The sequence below is a fragment of the Aeromicrobium stalagmiti genome, from assembly GCF_013283745.1.
GTDB classification, from domain to species: Bacteria; Actinomycetota; Actinomycetes; order Propionibacteriales; family Nocardioidaceae; genus Aeromicrobium; species Aeromicrobium stalagmiti.
Genome location: NZ_JABSTZ010000007.1, coordinates 1 through 14,460 on the forward strand (window position 1 = coordinate 1; position 14,460 = coordinate 14,460).

General features: G+C 70.4%; 18 protein-coding genes. 10 read left to right on the forward strand and 8 right to left on the reverse strand.

Annotated features, from left to right (window positions below; translation table 11 throughout):
- The first annotated feature begins 126 nt into the window (after positions 1-126).
- Positions 127-615 (forward strand): hypothetical protein, encoded by a 489-nt coding sequence (locus tag HQK15_RS17745; RefSeq protein ID WP_173492846.1) that lies wholly within the window; start codon positions 127-129, stop codon positions 613-615.
- Here the strand turns inward: HQK15_RS17745 and HQK15_RS17750 are convergent.
- Genes HQK15_RS17750 through HQK15_RS17760 form a run of 3 tightly spaced genes read right to left on the reverse strand, consistent with a single transcriptional unit; the run spans position 605 to position 3,677 of the window.
- Positions 605-2,590, reverse strand: coding sequence for a thioredoxin domain-containing protein (locus tag HQK15_RS17750; RefSeq protein WP_173492847.1), 1,986 nt, complete (start codon positions 2,588-2,590; stop codon positions 605-607). The genes HQK15_RS17745 and HQK15_RS17750 overlap by 11 nt on opposite strands.
- A gap of 28 nt (positions 2,591-2,618) precedes the next feature.
- A complete protein-coding gene (locus HQK15_RS17755; RefSeq protein ID WP_173492848.1) occupies positions 2,619-2,855 on the reverse strand; it encodes a hypothetical protein in 237 nt (78 codons plus the stop codon).
- Between the two features lie 9 nt (positions 2,856-2,864).
- Positions 2,865-3,677: a helix-turn-helix domain-containing protein gene (locus HQK15_RS17760; protein WP_173492849.1), complete on the reverse strand. Its 813-nt coding sequence runs from the start codon at positions 3,675-3,677 to the stop codon at positions 2,865-2,867.
- Between the two features lie 59 nt (positions 3,678-3,736).
- On the opposite strand from HQK15_RS17760, the gene HQK15_RS17765 reads away from it, so the two are divergent.
- Positions 3,737-4,174, forward strand: coding sequence for a DUF3224 domain-containing protein (locus HQK15_RS17765; protein WP_173492850.1), 438 nt, complete (start codon positions 3,737-3,739; stop codon positions 4,172-4,174).
- Here HQK15_RS17765 and HQK15_RS17770 read toward each other — a convergent pair.
- Both HQK15_RS17770 and mca read right to left on the reverse strand, forming a co-directional pair.
- A complete protein-coding gene (locus HQK15_RS17770) occupies positions 4,171-5,091 on the reverse strand; it encodes a cation diffusion facilitator family transporter (RefSeq protein ID WP_367649241.1) in 921 nt (306 codons plus the stop codon). The two genes, HQK15_RS17765 and HQK15_RS17770, sit on opposite strands and share 4 nt — an antisense overlap.
- A 4-nt stretch (positions 5,092-5,095) precedes the next feature.
- Positions 5,096-5,968, reverse strand: a complete 873-nt coding sequence (gene mca / locus HQK15_RS18335; RefSeq protein ID WP_367649242.1) for a mycothiol conjugate amidase Mca — start codon at positions 5,966-5,968, stop codon at positions 5,096-5,098.
- Positions 5,969-6,069: 101 nt separating this feature from the next.
- On the opposite strand from mca, the gene HQK15_RS17775 reads away from it, so the two are divergent.
- Complete coding sequence (locus HQK15_RS17775) at positions 6,070-6,447, forward strand: DUF4307 domain-containing protein (protein WP_173492852.1); 378 nt, start codon at positions 6,070-6,072, stop codon at positions 6,445-6,447.
- A gap of 63 nt (positions 6,448-6,510) precedes the next feature.
- Positions 6,511-7,014, forward strand: coding sequence for a transcription elongation factor GreA (gene greA, locus HQK15_RS17780; RefSeq protein ID WP_173492853.1), 504 nt, complete (start codon positions 6,511-6,513; stop codon positions 7,012-7,014).
- A 45-nt stretch (positions 7,015-7,059) separates the two neighbouring features.
- On the opposite strand, the gene ilvA is transcribed toward greA, so the two are convergent.
- Complete coding sequence (gene ilvA, locus HQK15_RS17785) at positions 7,060-8,250, reverse strand: threonine ammonia-lyase (protein ID WP_367649243.1); 1,191 nt, start codon at positions 8,248-8,250, stop codon at positions 7,060-7,062.
- A 72-nt stretch (positions 8,251-8,322) separates the two neighbouring features.
- Between ilvA and HQK15_RS18340 the strand changes: the two genes are divergently transcribed.
- Genes HQK15_RS18340 through HQK15_RS17795 form a run of 3 tightly spaced genes read left to right on the forward strand, consistent with a single transcriptional unit; the run spans position 8,323 to position 10,817 of the window.
- The gene (locus HQK15_RS18340; protein ID WP_217361836.1) at positions 8,323-8,823 is read left to right on the forward strand and encodes a nucleoside deaminase; all 501 of its coding nucleotides are present in this window, start codon (positions 8,323-8,325) and stop codon (positions 8,821-8,823) included.
- 39 nt (positions 8,824-8,862) lie between these two features.
- Complete coding sequence (locus HQK15_RS17790; protein WP_173492855.1) at positions 8,863-9,309, forward strand: MarR family winged helix-turn-helix transcriptional regulator; 447 nt, start codon at positions 8,863-8,865, stop codon at positions 9,307-9,309.
- A complete protein-coding gene (locus HQK15_RS17795; protein ID WP_367649244.1) occupies positions 9,306-10,817 on the forward strand; it encodes an MDR family MFS transporter in 1,512 nt (503 codons plus the stop codon). The genes HQK15_RS17790 and HQK15_RS17795 overlap by 4 nt, the downstream gene beginning before the upstream one ends.
- Here HQK15_RS17795 and HQK15_RS17800 read toward each other — a convergent pair.
- Positions 10,814-11,146, reverse strand: coding sequence for an MmcQ/YjbR family DNA-binding protein (locus HQK15_RS17800; protein WP_173492856.1), 333 nt, complete (start codon positions 11,144-11,146; stop codon positions 10,814-10,816). The genes HQK15_RS17795 and HQK15_RS17800 overlap by 4 nt on opposite strands.
- Positions 11,143-12,255: an AI-2E family transporter gene (locus tag HQK15_RS17805; protein WP_173492857.1), complete on the reverse strand. Its 1,113-nt coding sequence runs from the start codon at positions 12,253-12,255 to the stop codon at positions 11,143-11,145. The genes HQK15_RS17800 and HQK15_RS17805 overlap by 4 nt, the downstream gene beginning before the upstream one ends.
- Positions 12,256-12,335: 80 nt before the next feature.
- Here HQK15_RS17805 and HQK15_RS17810 point away from each other — a divergent pair, with 80 nt between their 5' ends.
- The 3 genes from HQK15_RS17810 to HQK15_RS17820 all read left to right on the forward strand — a co-directional run bounded on the left by HQK15_RS17810 (position 12,336) and on the right by HQK15_RS17820 (position 14,454).
- Entirely contained in the window at positions 12,336-13,079 is a 744-nt protein-coding gene (locus HQK15_RS17810) for an ankyrin repeat domain-containing protein (RefSeq protein ID WP_173492858.1), read from the forward strand.
- A 31-nt stretch (positions 13,080-13,110) separates the two neighbouring features.
- A complete protein-coding gene (gene msrA, locus HQK15_RS17815; protein WP_173492859.1) occupies positions 13,111-13,746 on the forward strand; it encodes a peptide-methionine (S)-S-oxide reductase MsrA in 636 nt (211 codons plus the stop codon).
- 162 nt (positions 13,747-13,908) lie between these two features.
- Positions 13,909-14,454, forward strand: coding sequence for a mismatch-specific DNA-glycosylase (locus HQK15_RS17820; protein ID WP_173492860.1), 546 nt, complete (start codon positions 13,909-13,911; stop codon positions 14,452-14,454).
- The last annotated feature ends 6 nt before the right edge of the window (positions 14,455-14,460 follow it).

Genomic DNA, 14,460 nt, shown 5'->3' on the forward strand with positions numbered 1-14,460 from the left:
ACGTCTTCAAGCAATGGCGCGGACTCGCGACCCGCTACGACAAACTCGCCCTGACCTACCGAGGCGGAGCTGTCCTCCGCGCCATCACCATCTGGCTACGCCAATAAGGAGACGTGCCCTAGGCCGGTGCCCCACCCCGAGGTCTCCCCCGACGAGGTCGCCGACCGCATCTCGGCCTACGTCTACGGCAACATCCTGACCCTCGCGGCGCTCGTGGTGCTGCACACCGACGAGGTCGAGAACGGCGCGGGCCTGGCGATCGTCGTCGGCACGGCCCTGTCGACGTTCGTCGCGCACGCGTATGCCGAGAGCCTCGGCGGAGCGGCCCGAGGGCACGCCTCCTCGTTCGGCGTCGTGCTGCGCGACAGCCTGCCGATCATGTCGGCCGCGGCCGTCCCGGCCTTGCTGATGCTCGCCGGCGCGCTCGAGTGGTTCTCGCCGACGGTGTGCCTGCGGATCGCCGAGACGTGGGTCGTCGTGCGACTCGCCCTGACCGGCTTCATCGTCGGCCGGCTGCGCGGCATGCCGGTCACGTTCCACACGTGGGTCGCCTCGATCGGCCTGGCCGCGGTGGCCCTCGCGATCGTGGCCGTCAAGGTCGTCCTCACGCACTGACGGCGGCCGACAGCTCCTCCACGGTCGTGACGGGGCGCTGGCAGACGAACCCGCGGCAGACGTACGCCGCGGCCCGGCCGTCGACCAGTCCCCGCTGCTCGAACAGCGGCACCGCCAGGCCGACGTCACCCGCGACCACGACGGCGCCCGGAGACGCGAGGTGCAGCGCGGCCCGGTGGAGCTCGCCCCGCTCCGCGGCGTCGCCGACAACCGCGATCTCGAGCGGACCGGCGAGGAGCGCCTCGGCGGCGGCGAGCGTCCAGCCCGCGAACCGCGGCACCTGGGCGGCGATCGAGGCGGCCGCGGCGATGCCCGACTCGGCAGCGGCGCGATAACGGTGCTCGCCGGTGATCGCGGCGAAGGCGATCAGCGCGTGCACGGCCGACGACGTCCCCGACGGATAGGCGTTGTCGGACGCGTCCTGGGGGCGGACGACCAGGGCCTCCGCGTCGTCGGCAGTGTCGAAGAAGCCGCCTGCGGGGTCGGCGAAGTGGTCGACGACCCGGTCGAGCAGCAGCCTCGCCCGGTCGAGCCACACGGCGTCACCGGTGACCCCGAGCACCGACAGGAAGCCCTCGGCGACCGAGCCGTGGTCCTCGAGCACGGCCGCGTTGGCACCGGCCACGCCGTCGCGGGAGGTGCGCCGGAACCCGCCGGCCAGGTGCACGTCGCTGAGCAGCTCGGCCGCGGCGACCGCTGCGGCGGTGAAGTCGGGCTCGTCGAGCAGCACCCCGGCCTCGGCGAGCGCCGAGACGGCCAGGCCGTTCCACGACGCCACGACCTTGTCGTCACGCGCCGGACGGGTGCGCTCGGCGCGGGCGGTGACGAGGCGCTCGCGGACGCCCTGCCAGCGAGCGTCGTCGTCGGGGTCCTGCAGCAGCTGCAGCGTCGAGAAGCCTCGCTCGAACGTCCCGGGCCCCGTCACCGAGAGCAGCTGGGCCGCCCAGGCGCCGTCGGACGCGCCGAGCGTCCGCATCAGCTGGTTGGGGTTGAAGACGTAGAACGTGCCCTCGTGCCCGTCGCTGTCGGCGTCGAGGGCCGAGGCGAAACCGCCCTCCGGGGTGCGCAGCTCGTCGAGCAGGAACCGACCGGTCTCGCGGACGACCCGCTCGGCCAGTGGCGACCCGGTCTGGCGCCACCAGTGCAGGTAGACCCGCATCAGCAACGCGTTGTCGTAGAGCATCTTCTCAAAGTGCGGCACCCGCCAGAAGCGGTCGACGCTGTAGCGCGCGAAGCCGCCGGTCAGCTGGTCGTACATGCCGCCGCGCGCCATCGCCTCGCACGTGCCGGCGACCAGGTCGAGCGACTGCTGCGACCCGGTCCGGGCCGCGTGGCGCAGCAGGAACTCCAGCACCATCGACGGCGGGAACTTGGGGCTGGTGCCGAAGCCGCCGGCCTCCTGGTCGTACGACCGCGCGAGCTCGGTGACGGCGGCGTCGAGCTCGTCGGCACCGAGCGCCCCGCCCACCGGGTCGATCGTTGACTGCAGGTGCGCCATGACGTCCTTGCTGACCGTGAGGACCTCGTCGCGACGGTCGGTCCACGCCTCGGCGAGCGCCTGCAGCACCTGCGTGAAGGCCGGGGTGCCCTGGCGCGGCTCCGGCGGGAAGTAGGTGCCGGCGAAGAAGGGCTCACCCTGGGGCGTGAGGATGCAGGTCATCGGCCAGCCGCCGTGGCCGGTCATCGCCTGCGTGGCGCGCATGTAGACCGCGTCGATGTCGGGGCGTTCCTCGCGGTCGACCTTGATGTTGACGAAGTGGTCGTTCATGTACGCCGCGGTCGCCGCGTCCTCGAAGGACTCGTGCGCCATGACGTGGCACCAGTGGCAGGCCGCGTAGCCGACGCTGAGCAGGATCGGCCGGTCCAGCGTCCGGGCGACCTCGAGCGCCTCGGGGCTCCACTCCCACCAGTCGACGGGGTTGTCGGCGTGCTGCTGCAGGTAGGGGGACGTCGCGTCGGCGAGTCGGTTCGGCATGGGGCCAGCCTAGGCGCCCCGCCCCGACCTACCTGCGGTCGTGCGGGGTGGTGCGGCGGACGCCCGGATCGGCGTCCTCGCCCTCCCACGGCTTCTGCGCCTTGCGGGCGTGAGCGAGGAACGAGCGGCACAGGAAGAACGTGGCGATGATCAGCAGGACCACGATGCCCAGGGCGACCCAGCCCGGCTTGACGTCGTTGGGGTCGAGCGGCTTGTCGCGCGTCGTGCTGGCGGCGATATCGGCCAAAAAGGCATACGTGCGCATGCCCCCAGTCTACGCGCCGCCTCGCTGGTACGCGGCTGGAGGCGTCCCGACCACCGCCGTGAAGGCCCGGATCAGGTGCGGCTGGTCGGTGAAGCCCAGCTCGACCGCCAGCGCGGCCCAGTCCGTCCGCTCCCCCGCGTGCGCCGCCGCGGCCGCATCGAGCAGGCGGAACCGTTGGACGACCCACTTGGGGCCGATGCCGAGGTAGGCGGTGAGCTGGCGCTGCAAAGTCCGCAGCCCCACCCCGGCCCGGTCGGCGAGCTCGTCGGCGCGGGTGATGGACCGGTCGACCTCCGCCGCGCGCACCCACGCGTTGATCTCGTCGGCCAGCGGGTCGGGGCTCGCGCCGATCGAGTCGAGGTGCGCCTCGAGGCCCGCCACCATCTCGTCGTCCGTCGCGTCCGCACGCAGCAGGTCGGCGGCGGTCGCCGCGTCGTCAGGACCCACGACGTCGCCGATCGGCACGACCCGTCCGGCCACCAGGCCCAGGTCGGCACCCAGCACGGCCCGGAAGCTGGCTGGCCGGAACGTCGCACCGATCACGTGCCCGGATCCCTCGAGGGTCCGGACGAACGGCTCGCGCGTGATGCCGTTGACCAGCAGGCGAGGCGTCCCCTCCCACCGCTCGGCGGTCACGTGCACGCACGGCTGCGGGATGACCTGCTGGGCGAACGGCTCCGGGCACTCCCACCGGACGATCCAGTAGTACTCCACGAACGGCTGCCACCGGGCCGACGGGGCGACCCGCGTGACCTCGATGTGCTCCGCGGCAGCACCCGGACGCAGGATCGCGGCGTCACCCCGGCCGCGCGGATCGGTCATGGCACCAGTGTCGCGTTTGTCCAAGACCGGGGCCAGCCCCGGCTCGTAGCGTGCGGAGCATGACACGCGCACACACCACCACCGCCAGGTTCACGGTCGCCGGATGGGACGAGAAGGTCGTCGTCGACATCGACGGTGACGGCCGGGAGATCAACGGCGTGACCTACCCGACGCGGGGCTTCTCCCGCGCGGACGTCCGCTACGCCTACTCGGGCGCCATCGAGGGCTCGAGCGTCCTCGCCTACCTCATCTCGTACCGTCCGGGCGTCGCTCCGGTGACCGGCTTCGAGCAGTTCACCGGGTCGATCGACGGGCACGACGGCTCGCTGGTCCTGCAGCACGTCGGCGAGCACGACGCCGAGGCCGTGCGGGCGACGCTCCACGTCGTCGAGGGCCTGGGCACCGGCGGCCTCGAGGGCCTGCGCGGCGAGGCGACGATCAACCTCGCCGGGCACAGCGACGACGGCTACGAGATCACGCTGTCGTACGACCTCTAGTCGAGCTCGGCGTCGGGCGGCGATCCCGGCCGCGACACCGTCAGGACGGCCTCGACGACAGCGTCATCCTCCTCGAGCCGGTGCTCCAGCGCGCGCAGGCGATCGGCGACGCTCGACTCGACCTCGTCGCCCACCAGGTCGATGCTCGCGACGATGTAGACCCGGTGCGGCCCGACGAACTCGACGTGCAGGTAGCCGACGCTCGACACCCCGTCCATCGCCGCGAGCCGATCCATGACGTAGTCGCGGATCGGCTGGGCGACCTCCATGCCGACCAGGAAGCGCCGGTTGCGGTCGATCAGCACGAACGCCACCACCGCCAGCAGCACGCCGACGAGGATCGAGCCGATCGCGTCGTAGACCGGTGAGCCGGTCGCCTGGTGCAGGCCGATGCCGGTGGCCGCGATGAGGATGCCGACCAGCGCCGCGGAGTCCTCGGCGAACACCGCGCGCAGCGTCGGGTCGGAGGTGTCGAGCGCGTGCTGCAGCACCGTGTGGTCGACACGGCGGGCCTGGCCACGCACCTGCCGGAAGGCCTGCAGGAACGAGATGCCCTCGAGCACGAACGCCACGCCCAGCACGACGTAGGCGATCGTGTAGTTCTCGGCCGCCTCCTCGGCGGTGAGCTGCTGCACGCCGTGGGTGATCGAGACGACGGCACCGGCGACGAACAGCCCGACCGCCGCGAACATCGACCACACGTAGGCCTCGCGGCCATAGCCGAGCGGATGGGTCTGGTCGGGACGCCGCTTGGAGCGCCGGTCGGCCACGAGCAGGAACACCTCGTTGCCTGTGTCGGCCCACGAGTGCGCCGCCTCGGCGACCATCGAGGCCGAGCCGGTGAGCACCGCCGCCGCCGACTTGGCCAGCGCCACGAGGGCGTTGGCCACGAAGGCCAGGACGACGGTGACGTTCACGCTCTCAGCGCAGTCCGGCGAACAGATCCGTCTCGGGGAGGGTGCTCTCGACCTTGGAGTCGACGAGCTGGTAGTCCTCCGTGGGCCAGGCCTCGGCCTGCACCTCGTGGGGAATCGCGAAGAACCAGCCATCGGGGTCGATCTGCGTGGCGTGCGCCAGCAGCGCGGCGTCACGGACCGGGAAGTACTCCGCGCACTCGACCTGCGTCGTCAGCCGGGCCTCGTCCTCAGGCTTGCGCTCCCACTTCTCGAACCGCTCGGCGTAGGGGTTCTCCAGACCGTGGCGCTCGCACGCCTCGGCGATCGCCTCCATCCTCTTCCAGCTCCAGCCCAGGTGGTAGTAGAGCTTGGAGACCTGCCAGGGCTCACCGGCGTCGGGGTACTGCGTGGGATCGGCGGCGGCCTCGTAGGCGTGGACGCTGATCAGGTGGCACATGATGTGGTCGGGGTGCGGGTAGCCGCCGTTCTCGTCGTACGTCGTCAGGACGTGCGGCTTGAACGAGCGGATGAGGCGCACGAGCGGCTCGGCGGCCTCCTCGACCGGGACCAGGCCGAAGCATCCCTCGGGCAGCGGCGGCTTGGGGTCGCCCTCGGGCCAGCCGGAGTCGACGAAGCCCAACCAGTCCTGCCGGATGCCGAGGATCTCGCGGGCGCGGTCCATCTCCTCGCGGCGGATCTCGGTGATGAGCTCGGGGTTCTCCTCGATCGCCGGGTGCTTGAACTGCGGGTTGAGGATCGAGCCGCGCTCGCCGCCGGTGCAGGTCGCGACGTGGACGTCGACTCCCTCGGCGACGTACTTGGCGGTCGACGCAGCCCCCTTGCTCGACTCGTCGTCGGGGTGGGCGTGCACGTGCATCAGGCGGAGCTTCTCGGCCACGGTTCTCCTTCGAAGGCGTTCACAAATCCTCGCACCTGCAGCAACACCGTCGGGCCGGTGGGTGTTCCTGGGATTTCGGAGCACCTGAGACAATGGGTGGCGTGACCGACCTCAGCTCCCGTTACGGGACCAGCAAGCGCCCCCGCTGGTTCTGGCCCGCCGTCGCAGCCGTGGGCATCACCCTCGGCGTCGCCTTCGCCGCGTGGGTCGGCTTCCAGAAGGATCCCGTGACGGGTCGCCTCTGGGGCTACGAGGTGCTCGACGACAACCTGGTCGCCGTCAAGCTCGACGTCATCCGTCCCGACCCGCTGGCCGTGCAGTGCACCGTCTACGCACAGTCCGAGGACCACTCGATCGTCGGCGAGAAGACCGTCGACATCCCGGCATCCCCGCGTGAAAAGGTCCGCGTCGAGATCGACATCGAGACCCAGAGCCGGGCCGTCAATGGTGTCCTGAGAACGTGTGTGCCCGCTGATTGAGTGCTAACCTCGACGTTCACCCCGGGCGTTGGCCCGGGGTGCAGCACGTAAAGGAGCACTCGCATGACTCAGCCGACAGAGACCGACACCATCTGGGTGACCCAGGAGGCGTACGACCGTCTGCAGCAGGAGCTCGAGCACCTCAAGGGCGACGTCTGGGCCGACATCACGTCCAAGATCGCCGCCGCGCGCGACGAAGGTGACCTCAAGGAGAACGGCGGCTACCACGCCGCCCGCGAGGAGCAGGGCAAGACCAAGGCCCGCATCGACCAGCTCGAGAGCATGCTGCGCCGTGCCGAGGTCGGTGAGAAGGCAGCCGACGACGGCACCCTCGACGCCGGCATGATCGTCACGATCCGCTTCGCCGGCGACTCCGACACCGAGCAGTTCCTGCTCGGCTCCCGCGAGCTGCTGAGCATGGACTCCAGCGTCGAGCTCGACGTCTACTCCCCCACCTCGCCGCTCGGCGCCGCCCTGCTGGGCAAGAAGGTCGGCGACACGGTCTCCTACGAGACCCCCAACGGCAAGAGCCTGTCGGTCGAGATCGTCGCCGCCAAGCCGTTCTGACCAACCGTTCCGATCCGCCCGTCCTGACCCGTCCGTCCTGACCCGTCAGACCAGCTCGTAGCCGAGCTCGGTCAGGCGGGTGCCGACCTCGGCCCGGTGCTGCGCTCCTCGCGTGGCGACCTGGATGTCGACGTCGACCTGACGGACGCGCAGCGACTCGGACGCGCGGTCGTGGTTGACGTTGAGCACGTTGACCTGCATGTGGGCGAGGTCGCTGAGCAGCCGCATGAGCTCGCCCGGGCGGTCGCCGATGCGCACCCGGAAGTTGAGGAAGCGCCCGGCGGCGGCCAGGCCGTGACGGATCACGTCGAGCAGCACGAGGGCGTCGATGTTGCCGCCCGACAGGACAGCCACGACGGGCCCCTCGAAGTCGTCGGGGCGCTCGAGGACCGCGGCGACCGCAGCAGCCCCGGCGGGCTCGACCAGCAGCTTGGCCCGCTCGAGGAGCGACAGCAGTGCGCGGCTCAGCGACTCCTCGCTGACCGTGCGGACCTCGTCGAGCAGTGACGCGAGGATCTCGAACGGGATGTCGCCGGGCTGGGCGACCGAGATGCCGTCGGCCATCGTGACGCCCATGGCGGTCGCAACCGGGTGGCCGGCGGCGATCGAGGCCGGATAGGCCGCGGCGTCCTCGGCCTGCACGCCGATGATCCGCAGGTCGGGCCGCTCGCTGCGCAGGAGCGCGACGCCGGCCGCGAGACCGCCACCGCCGAGCGGGACGAGGATCGTCCTGACGTCGGGGCACTGCTCCAGCACCTCGAGACCGAGCGTGCCCTGACCGGCGATGATGTCCTCGTGGTCGAAGGGGTGGATCAGCACCGCACCGGTCCGCTCCGCGAACTCCCGCGCGGGCACGAGCGCCTCGGTGACGCCGCTGCCGTGGAACCGGATGTCGGCGCCATAGCTCTCGGTCGCCGCGACCTTGGGCAGCGCGGCTCCCACCGGCATGAAGATCGTCGACCTGATGCCGAGCAGCGACGCCGCCAGGGCGACTCCCTGGGCATGGTTGCCGGCGCTCGCCGCGACCACGCCGCGCGCCCGCTCCTGCGCACTGAGCCGGGCGATGCGGACGTACGCCCCGCGGATCTTGAACGACCCGGTGCGCTGGAGGTTCTCGGCCTTGAGGAAGACGTCCTGGCCGGTGCGGGAGCTCAGCCACCGCGAGTGCGCCATGGGCGTCGTCTCGGTCACGCCCTCGAGCAGCTCGCGGGCCGCCCTCACGTCATTCAGGTCCACGTCCTCAACGTAGTCGCTGACCGGGCCCGAAGGTACTCTCGACCTCTCACCCGACTGCCCGAGAGGCCCTTCATGGTCACCGACGACGACCTGCGCCACCTGCGCCGCTGCCTGGAGCTGGCCGCCGAGGCGATGGAGACCGACGACGAGCCGTTCGGCTCGGTCCTGGTCGGTGGCGACGGCGCGGTGCTGGCCGAGGACCGCAACCGCGAGATCTCGCTCGGCGACAGCACCTGCCACCCCGAGTTCGAGCTCGCCCGGTGGGCAGCGCGCCACCTCGACGCCGATCAGCGCGCGGCCGCGACGGTCTACACCTCGGGTGAGCACTGCTCGATGTGCGCGTCGGCGCACGGCTGGGTGGGTCTCGGCCGGATCGTGTACGCCAGCTCGTCGGCGCAGCTCGGCGGCTGGATGACCGATCTCGGGATCACCGACTTCCCGGTCGCTGCCATCCCCATCCAGCAGGTCGCCCCGCACGTGATCGTCGAGGGACCCGTCGCGGGTCTCGACGAGGAGGTCCATGCCCTCATCCGGCAGCGCCACGCGAGCCGGACGGGCGACGTCACACCCTGACATCTGGTTGCACACCGCAACCTGATATATGCTTGCGTCATGCAACAAAATGCACCGGTCGTCGACGCCGCCACGACGGAGGATGCCGTCGTGCAGCTCGTCATGGCGATCGGCCGCCGCTTCCGCTCGCGCATCGAGGGCGACGTGGTGGAGCCGTCCCAGGCCGCCCTGCTCTACACCCTGAAGTGCCAGGGCGCCATGCGCCTGGGAGACATCGCCGAGGCCATGAAGCTCGACGCGTCCACGGTCAGCCGGCACGTCCACCAGCTGGGTGAGCGGGGCTTCCTCGACCGCGAGCCCGACCCCGACGACGGCCGCGCGCGCATCATCGCGATCTCCGACAGCGGGCGCGCGAGCCTGCGCCACACGTTCGACCAGCGCCGCGCGATCATCACCGCCGCCCTCACCGACTGGGACGACGCCGATCGAGACCGTCTTCGCCACGACCTCGCCCGTCTCACCGCGACGCTCGGAGACCTCGCGTGACGGAGTTCTCCCACCGGCAGATCATGGTGATCCTCGGTGGGCTCATGACCGGCATGTTCCTGGCGTCGCTCGACCAGAGCATCGTGGGCACCGCGCTCCCCCGCATCACCTCCGACCTGCAGGGGCTCGACAAGCTCAGCTGGGTCGTGACGGCCTACCTCGTCAGCTCGACTGCGGCGACCCCGCTGTGGGGAAAGATCTCCGACCTCTACGGGCGGCGCATCATCTTCCAGGCCGCGATCGTGACGTTCCTGATCGGCTCGCTGCTGTGCGGCTTCTCGCGCAACATCGAGGAGCTCATCGCGTTCCGAGCCCTCCAGGGGATCGGCGGAGGCGGCCTCATCGCCCTGGCGCTCGCCACGCTCGGCGACGTCATCCCACCTCGTGAGCGCGGCAAGTACATGGGCTACATGGGCGCGGTCTTCGGGACGTCCAGCGTCCTCGGCCCCGTGCTCGGCGGATGGCTGGCCGACGGCCCCGGCTGGGAGTGGATCTTCTGGCTCAACGTCCCGATCGGCGGCGTCGCGCTCGTCGTCACGTCCTACGCGCTCAAGCTCCCGCACGTCCGTCGCGAGCACACGATCGACTGGTGGGGCGCGGGCGTGCTCGTCGCAGCCGTGTCGTCGTTCCTGCTCTACGTCTCGTGGGCCGGGCCCGACCACGGCTGGCTCTCCGCCGGCCCGCTCGGCCTGCTCGGTGGCGCCGTCGCGACGACCGCCCTGTTCATCGCCATCGAGCTGCGCGCGACCGAGCCGATCATCCCGATGGACCTGTTCCGCAACTCGATCTTCGCCACGACCAATGCTCTCGCCGTCGTCATCGGCGTCGCCCTGTTCGGCGCGATCATCTTCGTGCCGCTCTACCTGCAGATCGTCATGGGCATGTCGCCGACGAAGTCCGGCCTCGGCATGCTGCCGATGGTCGTCGGACTCTTCTCGTCGTCGATCCCGTCGGGCAGCTGGGTCTCGCGCTCGGGCCACTACCGGCCCCTGCCCACCGTCAGCGTGGTCATCGTCTTCGGCGCCCTGCTGCTGCTCTCGACGCTCGACGCCCAGAGCGCCTACTGGCAGGTCGGCGTCTACATGTACGTCTTCGGGTTCGGCCTCGGCCTGACGATGCAGCTGCTGACCGTCATCGTGCAGAACTCGGTCGACGTCCGCCACATGGGCATCGCGACCAGCACGGTGACGTTCTTCCGCTCGCTCGGCGGCGCCTTCGGCGCGTCGGTCTTCGGGGCCGTCCTCAACACGCGGCTCGCGCATCATCTCGGCGAGAACCTCGGCTCCGGAGCCGGAGGGCAGGTCAACACCAACGACACGTCGGCCATCCAGAGCCTGCCGGAGCCGATCCGTTCGACCGTCATCGACGCGTTCAGCAGCTCCCTGCACGACGTCTTCGTGACAGCCCTGCCGGTCGTGGCCATCGCCTTCACGATCTCGCTGTTCATCAAGGAGATCCCGCTACGCGGTCGCAGCACGCCGGTGCCGGCCGAGGCGACCGAGCTCTAGGGCCGGTCCCGCGCGGGCAGCTTGTCGACGATCAGGTCGTACGAGTCCTCGATCAGCTCCTCCAGCAGGCCAGGCGGCAGGCTGTCGTCGAGCTGCACGGTGACCCAGTGTTTCTTGCTCATGTGGAACCCCCGCTCGATCGCGTCATAGGTCTCGACCAGTCCGGTCACGTCGGGCGGCTCGGCCTTGAGGTTGATGCTGGTCGGCTCGTCCGCCCCGGTCAGGGCGAAGATCTTGCCCCCGACCTTGTAGACCGCGGTGTCCTCGCCGAACGGGAAGGTCAGCACGGCCCCCGGCAGTGCTGCGCAGAAGGCGTGGACGTCGGTCACGACGGCTCTGGCTCAGGCTCCAGCTCGAGCGGCACGTCGGGCTCCGGGTCGTCCTGGTAGGCCTGAGCGGTCGACACCAGGTGCCGGACCACGCCGTTGAGGCAGGCCGCAAGGGGCACCGCGATGAGCGCGCCGACGATGCCGGCGACTGTCACGCCCGCCGCGATCGCGAAGATGATCGCCAGCGGGTGGACGCGCACGAGCCGGCCCATGAGGAACGGCTGCAGCACGTGCGACTCGATCTGCTGGATGGCGATCACCACGATCAGCATGAACAGCGCCGTCCACGGCCCCTGGGCCACCAGCGCCACGAGCACGGCGACCATGCCCGACAGCAGTGCACCGATGATGGGGATGAACGCGCCGAGGAAGACCAGCACGCCGATCGCGAACGACAGCGGAACACCCAGCAGCCACGCCCCCAGGGCGATGCCCACCGCGTCGGTGAAGGCCACCAGCACCGTCGCGCGGACGAACGCCGTCAGCGACGCCCACGCGGTGTGGCCCGACGAGTCGACCCGGGAGCGGGCAGCGCGCGGGAACAGCGCGACGACCCACGACCAGATGCGGTCGCCCTCGTAGAGGAAGAAGAACGCCGAGAACAGGGCGATGAAGAATCCGGCGAGCACGTGCGTCAGCGTGGTGCCGACCTCGCTGACCCGGGTGATGATCGAGGTGTCGCTCGAGGAGATCGTCTCCTTGGCGGTGTCGATCCAGTCCTGGATCTGCGCGTCGGTCAGGTTGAGCGGCCCCGTCTTGGCCCAGTCCTGCACCTGCGTGATGCCCTGCACCACGTTGGAGCGCAGGTCGGTGACCTGGGTCGCGAGCTGCTGCCCCACGAGGGCGAGCATCCCGAAGAACGCGACGAGCATGAAGATCACGACGACGAACGTCGAGGCCAGGCGCGGCAGGCCCTTGGACTGCAGCCAGTCGACCGCGTCGATCGTCAGCGCCGTGCCGAGGACGGCGATCGCGACCGGCACGGTGATCTCGGAGAAGTAGCGCAGGAGCCACACCCCGGCGAACCCCGCCGTCGCGATGACGATGATGCGCCACGCCCACTGGGTGGCGATCTCCACCCCCGGCGGGACCTGATATCTCTCGCTCACACGCTCACGCTCCTCCCGCGTCACACTATCCGGCGAGGAACCTGCAGCCCTCCCGAGGAGTTGTAGTCACTGTGAAGTCGATGCGTCTCCTGGTCCCGCTGGCCGCCGTGGCCGTGCTCGCCGCGTGCTCGTCCGGGGATGGTGCCAGCCCAGCCGGATCCACTCCGTCCGCCGCGACGACACCGTCCCCCGTCGCGACAACGCCCACCAACCCGTACGCCGACCTGTCCGCCTCACGGCTGTCGCAGCAGCTGTTGTCGGCCGCGAGCACCGGCAACGCCGACAAGGTCGAGCTGCTGCTCGCTGCCGGGGCCGAGCTCGAGAGCCGCGACTCCCGCGACCGCACTCCCCTGCTGCTCGCCGTCACCCGTGACCGGGTGGAGGCGGCGCGCGTGCTCGTCGACGCCGGTGCCGACCCCGACGCCCTCGACGACCGGCACGACACGCCGTGGCTCGTCACGGGGGTGACCGGCAGCGTTGCCATGGCCAAGGTCGTGCTCGAGGCCGATCCCGATCTCACGATCCGCAACCGGTTCGGCGGCATCTCCCACATCCCGGCGAGCGAGCGCGGGCACGCCGACTACGTCGCGTACGTCCTCGACACCACCGACATCGCGGTCGACCACGTCAACGACCTCGGCTGGACCGCGCTGCTCGAGGCGGTCATCCTCGGGCAGGGAACAGAACCGTGGCAGCAGATTGTTGAGTCCCTTGTCAGGCACGGTGCAGACGTGTCGATCGCCGACCGCAACGGGATCACTCCACTGCAGCATGCACGCCGACTCGGGTTCACCGAGATCGCTCGCATCCTCGAACGTGCCTGAGATACCTACGCTTGCCTTGAGAGGTGGATCCATGATGTTCGGTCGCAACAAGTCAGAGCTCCCCACGCCCGAGACGGCCCTGCCTGGCCGCGAGGGCCGTCAGTTCCAGGTCGGGGGCACGCACCTGGTGCTGGGCACCCCCGTCGAGACCCAGGTCCCCGAGGGCTACGAGGCCGCCGTGTTCGGCCTCGGCTGCTTCTGGGGCGAGGAGAAGACGTTCTGGGAGGTCCCGGGCGTCTGGTCGACCTCGGTCGGCTACGCGGGTGGTCAGACAGCCCATCCGACCTACGAGGAGGTCTGCTCGGGTCGGACGGGTCACGCCGAGGTCGTGCGTGTCATCTGGGACCCGGCCAAGCTCAGCTTCGCCGATCTGCTCAAGACGTTCTGGGAGAACCACGACCCGACGCAGGGCATGCGCCAGGGCAACGACCGCGGCACGCAGTACCGCTCGGTCATCCTCACCACGACGCCCGAGCAGCAGGCCGAGGCCGAGGCCTCGCGGGAGCAGTACCAGAAGCGCATGACGGCCGCCGGCTACGGCGAGATCACCACGTCGATCCTGCCGCTGGAGAGGTACTTCTACGCCGAGGACTACCACCAGCAGTACCTGGTCAAGAACCCCTTCGGCTACTGCCCGCTGCACGCGACGGGCGTCACCTACGCCTGACCTCCTCCCTGGGAGGTGGATCCTCCACCTCTGAGGGCACCTTCAGCGATGTGCCGGTGGATCCTCACCCTCATCTCACCCGATGACGTTGAGGATCCACCTCCCGCATGGTGGTGAGGTTGCGGATCCACCTCCCGAGGGGGTCCGCCTACGCTGGACGCCGTGAGACGCGACGAGCTCGAGACCTTCGCCGGCCGGACGATCCCCGACCTCGTCCCCGACGACCTGCGCCTGCTGTTCGTCGGCATCAACCCGGGTCTGGTCAGCGCCGCCACCGGGATGCACTTTGCTCGCCCGGGCAACCGGTTCTATCCCGCGCTGCGCCTCGCCGGGCTCCTGCCCGCCGACGCCCTGACGCCTGAGCAGGCCGCCCCGGAGCTGCTCGCCCGCGGCGTCGGCATCACCAACATCGTGGCCCGGGCCTCCGCGCGGGCCGACGAGCTCGACGACGCCGAGCTGGTCGAAGGACGCGAGCGCCTCGAGTCGTTCGTGGCCGATCACCGGCCCCGCGTGGTCGCCGTCGCGGGCATCACGTCGTACCGCATCGCCTTCGCCGAGCGGAAGGCGTCGGCGGGGCGGCAGGAGCGGACGATCGCCGGCGCCGAGGTGTGGGTCGTTCCCAACCCCAGCGGCCTGAACGCCCACGAGACCGTCGACACCCTCGCCGCTGCCTACCGCGCAGCTGCCGAGGCGGCAGGCCTGCTCTGACCCGGT